Here is a 12777-nt window from a genome sequence, read left to right on the forward strand (position 1 = left end):
GAGCATTCACTATGGCTAGAACTGAAACAATACGGGTAAAGGCAAGCGAGGCGGGCATTTCGCAAGCCCACAACTTCGCCGAAAAGGCCCTTGCGGGGCGCCGCATTTCCGCCTGCAGCGGCACTGAATTGATGGCTCTCTTCGAAGCGCTCCTCTACCATGTCGCATCACAAGCTGGCGACGAAACGCAACTTGAGATCAGCAGCATTAGCGCACTCAAGGGGACGGACATAGAAATCTCGTTCGCGGGCAAGCGATTCTCGCTACCCGAGGAAGACGCCCAGCCAGATTCCAGAACAGAAATCATCGATACGTTTTCCGACAAGTTCTCCTGTTCATACAAGAACGGCACCAACGTCATTTCCCTTTCGGTGGGCAGAAACTTCTGGAGCATCATCCTCCCAAACCTCATCGCCGTCATAATGGCAGTGATCGTGGGCATCATCCTTGAATTCACGGTTGACGAAGCTGAGTTGCAGCTACTGGCAACCGAATGGGTATCACCCCTGGAAAAGCTGTTCACCAACGCCGTGCTTATGATAGGCGCACCAGTAACGCTCTTCTCGCTGCTCAAGAACGTAACCGATTCCTTCATCGTTGCCGACCACAATTCGTCATCGCGCAGGCTGTTCATCAGTGCGATATCCTCCTCGGTCGGCGTAGTCGTGCTAGCTCTCATCATGGGTTTCATGTTTGCCCAGTGGGCCCTCTCATCCAGCGGAATGACGGAGCAGGTCGACATAGGATTCGCCAATTGGTCGCTTGCCTCGGCGATAGATCAGATAATACCGTCAAGCATCATCGAGCCCTTCGAGACCATCTCCCCCATTCCCATGATTGTCGTAGCGCTCCTCATCGTTGGCGCGCTGAATTCGATAGGCAAGAGCTTCGACTTGCTAAAACGGGCAATCGACGCTTGCTACAACTTGTTCTCCGGCATACTCGGCATTCTCATGACGGCCTTCCCGATAGCTTGCTTCCTGCTGTTCCTGGAAGTCTTCCTGGCAAAGGACGGCATTTCGAATTTCCTGGAGATCCTCTTCATCGGCGTCATCGTATTCGCAAGCACGATCCCCCTACTTGCCCTGTACGCCCTAAGGCTGAAGGCACATGGAATCCGGATAGGGGAATTCATCCGAATGATATGGCCGCTCGTTAAAGAGAACTACGTGATAGGCTCCGTCATCGACGCCGTGCCCTACAACAATCGCTACTGCGCGAAGCATCTGGGAATCCCCCAGGAAAGGCTCGGGAAGGAGCTTCCGATACTGGCACAGACCAGCCTTGACGGCAACTGCTTCATTCTCATGCTGCTCGCATCAATCTACATCTTCGTTGCCAATTGCGAAGTGTCGTGGTTCAACATCGCAGCAATAGCCTTTATCGTGATGTTCCTCTCGTTCGGAGCCCCCAACCAGCCAGGGTCCATCCTCATCGGCATGCTGGTAATCTTGACGTACTTGCATTCCGATATCGCCATTTCCCTGGCGATATGCTTCGAGCTGTTCTGCGGCGGGCTCCAAAACATCCTGAACGTCATCAGCAGCATTACAACAGTTGCAGAAAACGAACGCGCAGAAGAAAAACGGCGGGGATAAACCCCGCCGTAGACAACTAGATCTGTTGGTATCTGCTACATCTTCTCGGGGGCAGAAATACCCAGAAGACCCAGACTAAGCGCCAGAACGATACGCGTTGCGTCGCAGAGCGCCAGACGGGCGTTACGCAGCTTCTCGTCTTCCACGTTCACATGGCAGTTGGTGTAGAAGCCATGGAACAGACCGGCAAGATCCTGGCAGAAGTGCGTCATGCGGAACGCAGCGCGGTCGCGCGCAGCCAGCTGAACGAAATCATGGAGCGTCTCGATCTTGCGAGCGAGAGCAATTTCACTGGGGTCGGTGAGCACGGAAAGGTCGATGTTGGCAGGAAGCACCTGAGCAACGAGCTCATCCATGGAGATTTCCCCAGCTTCGGCCTTGGCGGCAAGCTCGGCAGGAGCAGCCTTGCGCAAGATAGAGCAGATACGCGCATGTGCGTACTGCACGTAATACACGGGGTTGGACGCATCCTTCTTCTTGGCCACTTCGATGTCGAAGTCAATGGTCTGATCGGCACCGCGAGAAAGCATGAGCCAACGCGTGCTATCAACGCCCACCTCTTCGATAAGCTCTTCGAACGTAACCATTTCGCCCGTACGCTTGCTCATACGAACCGGCTCGCCATTGCGGAACAGGTTCACGAGCTGGCCAAGCATGACTTCCAAGGCACCCGGGTAACCCCAAGCGGCCAGCATGGCCTCGCAACGGGCGATGTAGCCATGATGATCGGCGCCCCACAGGTCGATGAGATGGTCGAAGCCACGCTGCATCTTGTTGTAATGGTATGCAACGTCGCTGGTAAAGTACGTGTACTCGCCGTTGCTCTTCTGCAGAACGCGGTCTTTGTCATCGCCAAACGCGGTGCTCTTGAACCAGGTGGCGCCGTCCTTTTCGTACAGGTAGCCACGCTCGTCCATAGCAGCCAGAGCGCGGTCGACCTGACTCTTGCCCTCTTCGTCCTTCACGTACAGAGTGCGCTCGCTGAACCACTTGTCGAACGTGGTGCCAAAGGTGTCGCAAATGCGATGCTGCTCGGCAAGCTCGTATGCGTAGGCGCGCTCGCGGAAGTTCAGCAGACGCTCTTCCTCATCGGCGTCGACCCACTTGTCGCCATCCTTTTCGATGATGGACTTGGCAATGTCGATAACGTAGGCGCCAGCGTAGCAGTTTTCGGGCAGCGGAACGTCGTGGCCAAGCTCCTGCAGGTAACGCGCAACAACGCTTCGACCGAAGTTATCCATCTGACTACCATGGTCGTTGATGTAGTTCTCTTCGTACACCTTGTAGCCGGCATGACGCATGACGCGCGCCGTGGCGTCGCCAAGCGCAGCCCAACGGCCATGACCCACATGGAACGGACCCGTGGGGTTAGCGCTGATGTACTCGATGTTGATGTAGTTGGGACCCTCGATGGTGCCCTTGGCGTAATCGGCACCTTCCTGGCGAACCTGAGCAATAACGCCCTGGAACACTTCGGGAGCCAGCGTGAAATTGATGAAGCCAGGACCGGCGATTTCGCAGGAAGCGATCATGCCGTTCTCGGGAAGGTGATCAACGATGATCTGGGCGATTTCGCGGGGGTTCTTCTTGGCCGCCTTCGCCAGACGCAGGGCAACCGTAGAAGCCCAGTCGCCATTGTTCGTGTCACGAGGTCGCTCGAGAGCAGCTTCCGGAATCTCGTCGAGGGCGAGCGATCCATCGGCAACAGCAGTCGAAAGACCCTGGCCAACAAGCTGTTCAAGTTGTTCGCGAATCTGCATGGTTGTTTTCCGTCACTTCCTAATACGAATGCACATTGCGGCTATTCTAGCACCCGCGTAGGGAAATGAAAGTACAGATAGAGCAATCTAGACAAAAGGAGCCGCATCCACGAACGGATGCGGCTCCCCTACAACCAAGATAAACCCGGTTAGTCGAGCGTAATAACGGTGCCTGTCTTGCCTTCCAGGCCAGCGGCAGCGCACTCGAGGCTCGTAATGAGAGCCTTGCCCTGCGGGTAGCGGCGCACGTAGTTGATGCAAGCCTGAACCTTGGGCAGCATGGAACCGGCGGCGAACTGCTCCTGAGCGATGTACTCCTCGGCCTCGGCAACCGTCATGTGGGAAATCTCTTCCTGGTTGGGCTTGCCAAAGTTGATGCAAACCTTCTCGACGGCGGTAAGGATGACGAGCATATCGGCCTTGAACGAGGCAGCCAGCATGGAAGCGGAGTTATCCTTGTCGATAACGGCCGGAACGCCATGGTAGCTGTCGTTCGCCTCGATGACGGGGATGCCGCCGCCACCGGTGGAAACCACGATGTAGCCAGCGTCCATGAGGTCCTTCACGGCGTCGAATTCGACGATACGCTGGGGCTTCGGGGAAGCCACAACACGACGCCAGCCACGGCCGGCATCTTCCTTCACCGTGCAGCCGGTCTTCTCGGCCAGGGCCTTGGCCTCTTCTTCGGTCATGAAGGCACCCACGGGCTTGGTGGGATTCTCGAAGGCAGGGTCGTTAGGATCGACAACCGTCTGCGTAACCACGTTGGCAGTGGAACGCATGATGCCGCGATGCTTCAGCTCGCCCAGAATGGCCTGGGACAGATGGTAGCCGATGTAACCCTGGCTCATGGCACCACACTCGGGGAAAGGCATGGCCGGAACCTTGTTCGCGGGATCCTTGCAGGCGGCATCGAACGCGTTGTTGATCATGCCAACCTGGGGGCCATTGCCGTGCGTAACGATGGTGTTCACGCCCTCGCCCACCATATCTACGATGTGGCTAGCGGTGTTCTTCACGAGCTCGAGCTGCTCTTCGGGAGTATTGCCCAGAGCGTTGCCGCCCAGCGCGATAACTACGGAAGGGCCTTCACCTTTCTGATAAGGCATGGTATGTCCTTTCAAATGGCAGGGCCAGCCGAGAAGGCCGGCCCTGGGAATCTAGCAAATGGTACGACGATTTACGACAGGGTCGCGTACATGATGGCCTTGATGGTGTGCATGCGGTTCTCGGCCTCGTCGAAGACGCGGCTCTGAGGACCTTCGAAGACCTCGTCGGTAACTTCCTGCTCGGTGATGCCGAACTGCTTGGCCTTTTCAGCACCGATGACCGTGTTGGTGTCATGGAAGCTGGGCAGGCAGTGCAGGAAGATGGCGGAAGGATCGGCCATGGCCATAACCTCAGAGGTTACGCGATACGGGGTGAGTTCCTTGATGCGGGACTCCCAAACCTCGTCGGGCTCGCCCATGGATACCCAAACGTCGGTGTAGATGGCATGTGCGCCCTTGACGCCCTCGGCAACGTCCTGCGTGAGGGTGCAGGTGCAGCCATTCTCCTCGAAGAAGGGCTTGGTGGCGTCGATAACGTCCTGAGCAGGCATGCAGGACTTGGGGCCGCAGGCCACGAAGTTCAGGCCCAGCTTGGCGCAAACGACCATGAGGGAGCGAGCAACGTTGTTCTTGCAGTCGCCCATGAAGACCAGCGTCTTGCCCTTGATGTCGTAGTTGAAGTTTTCCTGCATGGTGAGGATGTCGGCGAGCATCTGGGTGGGATGCCATTCCGTGGTGAGGCCATTCCACACGGGCACGGAAGCGTTGGCGGCCAGCTCTTCGACGTCGCTCTGGGCGAAGCCGCGGAATTCGATGCCGTCATAGAAGCGATCGAGCACGCGAGCGGTGTCCTCGATGGACTCCTTCTTGCCCATCTGGCTGCTGCCGGGATCGAGGTAGGTCACACCCATGCCCAGGTCCATAGCGCCAACTTCGAAGGAGCAGCGCGTACGAGTGGAGGTCTTCTGGAACAGCAGAACGATGTTCTTGCCCTCGAGGTAACGGTGAGGCGTACCGGTGAGCTTCAGGTTCTTGAATTCGCGGGAGAGGCGAAGCAGGTAATTGATTTCCTCGGCGGAGAAATCGAGAAGCTTCAGGAAGTCGCGACCGCTCAGGCTAGTAGGCATAATGTAGTTCCTTTCATAAGTCGCCTGGCATTCCAGGCGTTTGTAAACAATTGCACGAACCACATGGGTTCGAAAGGGCAAGACCTTAGAGGTCTTCGCGCCAGGCCGGCATGCTCATGCAGCGCGGGCCACCACGGCCGCGAGACAGCTCGCAGCTGGGGATGACGACCAGTTCAAGACCGTTCTTGTACAGGAAGTCGTTCGTGACGTTGTTGCGCTGGTAGACGCAGATCTTGCCAGGCTCGATGCACAGCGTGTTGCTGCCGTCGTTCCACTGCTCGCGCTCGGCGGCGATGCGATCGCCGGCGCCGCACTGCAGCAGCTGGACGGGCTGGCCCACGTACTTCGTGAGGATGCTCTCGAGGTCGGAGTCGAGGCGGTTGACCTTGACCTTGCCCTCGGCGCCCTTGGTGAGTTCGAACACCGTGAGCGGGCCCAGGATGCCCGGGTGGATGGTGAACTTGTCGTAGTCGATCTGGGTGAACACCGTGTCCAGATGCATGAACGCGCGGCTGTTCGGGATGTCGAACGCCAGGATGGTGTCGATGGTGGAGCGCTCGTCGTGGAAGATGCTCTGAGCGAGCGTGTCGATGGCATCGGGCTCGGTGCGCTGGCTGATGCCGATGGCGAGCACGTGGTCGTTGATGTTCAGGACGTCGCCACCCTCGATGTGGAAGGCTTCCTTGCGGCTGTAGTACTGCGGGGTGCCCTTGAAGTCGGGATGGTTGTCGAAGATGTACTGACCGTAAATCGTCTCACGGTTACGCGTGACGGAGTACATGCGGTGGATGGTTACGCCATTGCCCACCATCGCGAACGGGTCGCGAGTGAAGTACAGGTTGGGCATGGGGTCGCAGACCATTTCCGTGGGGCTGCTCACGAGGTCGACCAGGCTGTTGGTGCGGTCGATATCGAGCTCGTCGAGCGTGATGCCGGTCATGGTCTTTTCGACCAGAGCCTTGGCATCGGCATACTCGGAATCGAGATACTCGTGCAGGATCTTGTGCCACTTTTCGGTGTGGACATTCGCCTCCTCGATCCACTGCTCGATGAACTGGCTGCGCAGCGCCGCGTTGTCGCGGATGGTTTCAGCCATGAGGTCCTCGAGGTAGACCACCTCGACGCCGTTATCGCGCAGAGCCTGCGCAAAGGCGTCGTGCTCCTGCTGAGCGATTTCCAGGAAAGGAATATCGTCGAACAGCAGACGCTCGAGCGTGTCGGGGGTGAGGTTGAGAAGCTCGTTACCGGGACGGTGGAGAATGACCTTCTTTAGAGGTCCAATCTCGCTCTTGACGTTGACTCCGGTCATGAACGCCCTCCTTTTCTCTCTCGTGCGTTTTGCAATATGCATTTTCCGCGGTAGGCCCTTACCCGTAGGCCCGTTTAAGCGGAACGAGCAAACCATTGCATGCCCGCAAACGAAATGCAAGGAGAATTTGTAAGTATTGAAAAAACGTTTCCTTTGCGGGGTAAACGGTAGGTAATAGTCGGCAAACGGCTATTGACTTTTTGGGTTTTCAAGAATTCTAAACCTTGGAAGCTCTCCGGAAATCTAAGCGTTCATCAGGGGATTTATACGTTTAGATAGGTAGTATTTTCACAATCATAAGACCTTAAGGCTGTCAATATACGTCTCTTTCGCATATTTCCCCTATCTCATGCGATTCGACCCATTTTCGCCCCTCCAAATGGACTAATAGGCGATTTTTCTGCATACGTAAGCGTGGGATATGCAAACGCGAAATCGCAGGGAATTACGCCCTCGCTACCACCTACGAACGCGGCATGAAGAGCAAGTAACCCTATCCGTTCGGCATATCAACATGACCGTGACAAATGACGAAAACCAGGAAGGCACCCCTACACTTGTACAAAAACGAATAGGAGACGCAATGGAACTCATAGAAGCAGTCGAACAGCGCCACTCCGTGCGATCCTACACAGAGAGGCCCATCGACACCAAAACACTCGACATCCTGCAAGAACAGATCGAAACGGCAAACCAAGAGGGCGACCTCCGTTTTCAGCTCGTACGCAACAATCCCGTAGCCTTCAAGGGAGTGCTCGCCAAATACGGACACTTCGAAAACGTGCACACATATATATGTTGCGTCGGAAAGAAAGAACCAAACATCGAACAGCGCATTGGGTACTATGGCCAGCGCATCGTCCTAAACGCACGCGCGATGGGCATAGACAGCTGCTGGGTTGCGGGAACATACAACAAGAGAAACGCCGCTTGCGCCATCTTCAAGGGCGAAAAGCTTTATTGCGTCATCGCGCTGGGATACGGCAAAACGCACGGATCGCCTCGCAAAAGCAAGCCAGCGGAAAAGTGCTACCAGCTAGGCAAAGGCGTAGACGCCGCACCAGAATGGTTCGTATCCGCCATGAACGCAGCCATGCTCGCGCCCACCGCAATGAACCGCCAGGATTTCGTCATCACGCTCGAGCCAGGAAACGTGGTAAAGGTAAACCCCACGTCGCGCGGCTCGCTCCCAAAGATCGACATCGGCATCGTGAAGTGCAATTTCGAAATTGGCGCAGGAGATACGCGATTTGCCTGGAGCTGTTCGTAAGAACGCAACGACTCACGCGCGACACCCAAGAAACTCCCCATACGAATCGCGAGCTACGCGAAATACGGGGCAATACCAAAAGAAAGCAGCCGACGAAACGTCGGCTGCTACAATTTCACGGCGACAAAAACGCCATCCGAAGCATAGGCTAAATGGTGCGCCCGGCGGGACTCGAACCCACAACCGTCGGATTAGAAGTCCGATGCTCTATCCATTGAGCCACGGGCGCATTAGCAGAGTTATTCTATCGCATCGAACTACGAAAGACCGAACCAAAGCATAAATTTCGGCACGTACCCCGAAACCCAGATAACCAGAATGAGCGCAGGAACGCCCCACGTAAGCCACAGGCGCGCCCAACGGGGAAAATGCATGCCCTCGCCCGCGTCGGCCTCGGCCACGAAATTCTCCCAGCCCCAGCCGAACTTCGAAACGCAAAAGACGACGTAGAGCAGGCTGCCAAGAGGCAGCAGGTTGTTCGAGACGATGAAGTCCTCGATCGACTGAATATCGCCAATGCCGGGGATGGTAACGCCAGCCCACAGATTGAAGCCAAGCGCGCAGGGTATGCTCAGCACGGTAACCATGATGGCGGTATAGGCAACCGCCTGCGTGCGCGTCCAATTCCAGCGATCCATGCCGAAGCTGATGAGATTCTCGAATACGGCAATGATGGTGGACAACGCGGCGAAGCTCATGAACACGAAGAAGAGCGCGCCCCAGAGCTGGCCCAAGGGCATTTCGCCGAAAATCGTGGGCAGGGTCACGAACACCAGCGACGGACCCTGACCCGGGTTCACGCCAAAGGCAAAGCATGCGGGGAAGATGATGAGGCCCGCAACGATGGCCACAAAGGTGTCGAGAGCAACAATATTCACGGCCTCGCCCGTAAGGCTGCGTTCCTTGTCCAGGTAGCTACCGAACACCTCCATAGCGGAAATGCCCAGGGAAAGCGTGAAGAACGCCTGGCCCATTGCGGCGAAGACAGCATCGAGGAAGGTTTCGGGAGTGGCCATGAGCTTGCCGAAATCCGGAACCAGATAGAATGCGAGGCCCGCTTCGGCACCAGGAAGCGTTACGGCGCGAATGGCCAGCGCAACCATGATGATCAGGAGCGCAGCCATCATGAACTTCGTAATGCGCTCGACGCCCTTCTGCAGGCCCAGGCTAACGACGAAGAACCCAAGCAGGATGGCAACAAGCATCCAGGCAACCTGCTGGCCGGGGTCGGCAAGGGTAGCCTCGAACGCAAGCCCCACGCCCTCGGCGGAAAGGCCGTTCAACTCGCCTGATGCCATCTTGGCAACGTAGCTGACCATCCAACCACCCACCGTGGTGTAGAACATCATGAGAAGCATGCAGCCAAGGTAGCCCCACCAGCCGAACCAGCCCCACTTCTTCTTCGGGGCAAGCACGTCGAAAGCCTTCGCCGAGCTCTTCTGGCTGGCACGGCCCACGGCAAATTCCATCACCATGACCGGAAGACCCAGAATAACCAGAAAGATCAAGTACAGCAGAACGAACGCCGCACCACCATACTCGCCCGTGATGTACGGAAAGCGCCATACATTGCCCAGGCCGATCGCACATCCCGCAGAAATGAGAATAAAGCCCAAACGCGAGCCAAATCGTTCGCGCGGGGCGCTTTCACCAATAAGTTGTTCCGCCATTTCGTTCCCTAATCCACAATCTAAGCCACTATGCGTGAGCGAAATTATACATGACGCTATAGTCGGATAAAGCGCGAAGAGAAAGCATCCATCAAGCTACGAAAGCTCGTCCATCGCGCGATTGGCAAGCTCGTCAGCCTTATTGTTGCCAGCGTTATCGGCATGGCCCTTGACCTTGTTGAACGTGATATCCGAAAACTGCTTCTTCTCGGCCAGGAGTTCGAGCCACAGATCCTTGTTGGCAACCGGCTCCTTCTTGGAGTTCTTCCAGCCCTTCTTCATCCAGCCATAGATCCAGCTGGTAATGCCGTTGTATACGTAGGCGCTATCCATGTAGACGTCGACGCCCACGTTCTTGTTCTTGATGGCGCGCAAGCCCTGGATGCAACCCATGAGCTCCATCTTGTTATTGGTGGTATTGACCTCGCCATCCCACAGTTCCTTGGTATGATCGCCCCAGATAAGGTACGCGCCCCATCCGCCTACGTTGCGGTCGCTCTGGTTTCCGCGGCATCCACCGTCGCAGTACAGCTGAACCCTCACCGGCTACTCCCCTTCTCCGAAATACGACGCGCAGTTCAGCGGCGTCTCATAGCAATCAATTTGCGAGACGGGAAATCCCTTGGCAGCAAGGCTATCGTAGAAATGACGTGCCAAGTTTTCAGCAGTAGTGCGAAACGGAACGATGGTAGGGGCAAAGCCTTCGCCACGCAGCGCCTCGATGGTGGCATCGGACAGGGTGCCCTCTTCCACGAGAAACGTATGGTCGAACGCCTCGGTAAGCTCGCGGACGGCCTTCTTGAACTCGCCAAAGTCGACAACCATATCGCGCATGGTTCCCTGAGTGCGCAAGCTAGGCTGACGCAGGTAGGCAACCACCTTCCAGCGATGGCCATGAAGGTTTTCGCACTTGCCATAGTAATCAGATAGAAAATGAGCGCTATCGAAGCAACTCTCGGTTTTCAAACCGTACATACACATCCATATCGTTCGCGGTTGTTTAACTGAATGATGATAGCACGGAGGCAGCGTGTGCTACCATGGATGCCCAAAACGAAGGAGAAATACGTGTCCGTTCTGCTCACCTGCAAAGACGTCCATCTCGACTACCCCACGAAGGAAATATTCCGAGGGGTCACGCTCGGCGTGAACACAGGCGACCGCATCGGCATCGTTGGCTTGAACGGCCACGGGAAGTCTACCCTGCTCAACGTGCTGTCCGGAAGCGTTGCACCCGATTCGGGTCAAGTCATCGCAACGAGCAACGCCACCATAGGCGTATTGCGTCAGCACGACGAATTCAACGACGAAGACGTGGTACGCGACATCCTGGCGTCAACCGAGACCAGGGCCTACACCTGGGAGGCAGACCGTACGACGCGCGGAATCGTAGAAGAGCTGCTCGGTGACATAAGCCTCGACAGCAACGTGGGAAGTCTATCGGGCGGACAGCGCCGGCGCGTGGACCTCGCTCGCCTGCTCATCGGCGACTGGAACGTGCTCATGCTTGACGAGCCCACGAACCATCTGGACATCGGCGCCATTCACTGGCTGGCGAATCACCTGTCCACACGCTGGGCCGCAGGTGACGGCGCCCTTCTCGTGGTGACGCACGATCGCTGGTTCCTCGATGAAGTCTGCCAGAGCATGTGGGAAGTACATGACGGAATGGTAAGTCCCTTCGAAGGCGGTTACTCCGCATACATCATGCAGCGCGTGGAACGCGACAGGCTCGAAGCGCTCGCCAAGCAGAAGCGCGCTAACCAGCTCCGCAAAGAGCTGGCGTTTCTCTCGCGCGGCGCCCAGGCACGACGCAGCAAGCCTAAATTCCACGTTGAAGCCGCGCAGGCCCTCATCGCTGACGAACCGCCCGTACGCAACCCCATCGAGCTGAAGCAAATGGCCACGGCGCGCCTGGGCAAGCAAGTGCTCGAACTCAACGACGTATGCGTCGACCGCGGGGGCAAACGCGTGCTGAACGAAATCACGTGGAACATTGGCCCAGGCGATCGCATTGGCATCCTGGGCGAAAACGGCGTCGGAAAGTCCACGCTGCTGAACGTGCTCAATGGAAGACTGCGACCCACGCTCGGCCACATCAAGATTGGCCGCACGGTAAAGTTCGCCACGCTCACGCAGAACCTCGACGAGCTTCGACCCATCGAAGACGACGTCGTTCGCGTGGTTCTGTCGCGATACAAAACGTACTACAAAGTCGACGGCAGAAACCTCAGCCCCTCGGCCATGCTCGAGCGCCTGGGCTTTTCCCGCGATGAGCTCAACGCACGCGTGAAGGACCTTTCCGGTGGGCAGCGTCGTCGCTTCCAGCTGCTGCTCATCCTGCTCGATGAGCCAAACGTCCTGGTCCTCGACGAGCCGGGCAACGATTTGGACACCGATATGCTTGCCATCACAGAAGACCTGCTCGACACATGGCCGGGCACGCTCATCGTAGTCAGCCACGACCGCTATTTCATCGAGCGCGTCACCGATGACCAGTACGCCATCTTGGGCGGACGGGTCTTCCACGTACCAGGCGGCGTCGACGAATACCTGAAGCGCCTGGAACGCGAAAAGCTTTCAGCCGCCACGGCCGAAAGCAAGCCCGCTGCCCCCAGCCAGCAGAAGGAAGCCACGGCAGGGTTCTCCAATGCCGAGCTGCGCGAGATGAAGAAGCAGCTCCGCAGCCTGGAGCGCAAGATGAACACCCAGCAGGAAAAGGTCGACAAGAAGAAGGCCGAGTTGCAGGAATGCGACCCATTCGACTACGCCGCGCTCGGGGCGATTCAGCAGGAAATCCAGCAGGCGAAAGACAACCTGGACGCCCTCGAGCTGGAATGGCTCGAGCTCTCCGAGAAGCTCGAAGGATAAATCACCTGCATATGTGTGCTGAATCTCGTATTTGAGAAGGACTTTGAACTATAGCGCCATCGCACATCGAAGATACTGCTATAGTTTCAAACATATATGTGCAAACACGCATGTTGTTAGAAG

10 protein-coding genes and 1 tRNA gene are annotated in these 12777 nt (G+C 56.8%); 3 read left to right on the forward strand and 8 right to left on the reverse strand.

The window, feature by feature from the left end; translation table 11 throughout:
• Positions 1 to 11: 11 nt before the first annotated feature.
• The gene (locus tag E7002_RS00255) at positions 12 to 1598 is read left to right on the forward strand and encodes a dicarboxylate/amino acid:cation symporter (RefSeq protein WP_303726932.1); all 1587 of its coding nucleotides are present in this window, start codon (positions 12 to 14) and stop codon (positions 1596 to 1598) included.
• A gap of 35 nt (positions 1599 to 1633) precedes the next feature.
• Here the strand turns inward: E7002_RS00255 and argS are convergent, their stop codons facing one another.
• The 4 genes from argS to arcA form a co-directional block, all read right to left on the reverse strand.
• Positions 1634 to 3358: an arginine--tRNA ligase gene (gene argS / locus E7002_RS00260; protein WP_303726933.1), complete on the reverse strand. Its 1725-nt coding sequence runs from the start codon at positions 3356 to 3358 to the stop codon at positions 1634 to 1636.
• Positions 3359 to 3507: 149 nt separating this feature from the next.
• The gene (gene arcC / locus E7002_RS00265) at positions 3508 to 4467 is read right to left on the reverse strand and encodes a carbamate kinase (RefSeq protein ID WP_303726934.1); all 960 of its coding nucleotides are present in this window, start codon (positions 4465 to 4467) and stop codon (positions 3508 to 3510) included.
• A gap of 71 nt (positions 4468 to 4538) precedes the next feature.
• On the reverse strand, positions 4539 to 5534 hold the full coding sequence (gene argF / locus E7002_RS00270; protein ID WP_303726935.1) for an ornithine carbamoyltransferase: 996 nt from the start codon (positions 5532 to 5534) through the stop codon (positions 4539 to 4541).
• Positions 5535 to 5619: 85 nt separating this feature from the next.
• Positions 5620 to 6843, reverse strand: coding sequence for an arginine deiminase (arcA, locus tag E7002_RS00275; protein WP_303726936.1), 1224 nt, complete (start codon positions 6841 to 6843; stop codon positions 5620 to 5622).
• Positions 6844 to 7426: 583 nt separating this feature from the next.
• Here arcA and E7002_RS00280 point away from each other — a divergent pair.
• A complete protein-coding gene (locus tag E7002_RS00280; RefSeq protein WP_303726937.1) occupies positions 7427 to 8113 on the forward strand; it encodes a nitroreductase family protein in 687 nt (228 codons plus the stop codon).
• A 153-nt stretch (positions 8114 to 8266) separates the two neighbouring features.
• On the opposite strand, the gene E7002_RS00285 is transcribed toward E7002_RS00280, so the two are convergent.
• From E7002_RS00285 to E7002_RS00300, 4 genes are all read right to left on the reverse strand, one after another.
• A tRNA-Arg gene (locus E7002_RS00285) sits at positions 8267 to 8342 on the reverse strand.
• Between the two features lie 28 nt (positions 8343 to 8370).
• Positions 8371 to 9783 (reverse strand): sodium-dependent transporter, encoded by a 1413-nt coding sequence (locus E7002_RS00290; RefSeq protein WP_303726938.1) that lies wholly within the window; start codon positions 9781 to 9783, stop codon positions 8371 to 8373.
• A gap of 96 nt (positions 9784 to 9879) precedes the next feature.
• Entirely contained in the window at positions 9880 to 10326 is a 447-nt protein-coding gene (rnhA, locus tag E7002_RS00295) for a ribonuclease HI (protein WP_303726939.1), read from the reverse strand.
• A gap of 3 nt (positions 10327 to 10329) precedes the next feature.
• Complete coding sequence (locus tag E7002_RS00300; protein ID WP_066662269.1) at positions 10330 to 10758, reverse strand: 6-carboxytetrahydropterin synthase; 429 nt, start codon at positions 10756 to 10758, stop codon at positions 10330 to 10332.
• A 93-nt stretch (positions 10759 to 10851) separates the two neighbouring features.
• Between E7002_RS00300 and E7002_RS00305 the strand changes: the two genes are divergently transcribed.
• Positions 10852 to 12654, forward strand: coding sequence for an ABC-F family ATP-binding cassette domain-containing protein (locus E7002_RS00305; RefSeq protein ID WP_369692465.1), 1803 nt, complete (start codon positions 10852 to 10854; stop codon positions 12652 to 12654).
• Positions 12655 to 12777 lie beyond the last annotated feature (123 nt).

The organism is Denitrobacterium detoxificans, from assembly GCF_015062615.1.
Classification (GTDB): domain Bacteria; phylum Actinomycetota; class Coriobacteriia; order Coriobacteriales; family Eggerthellaceae; genus Denitrobacterium; species Denitrobacterium detoxificans_A.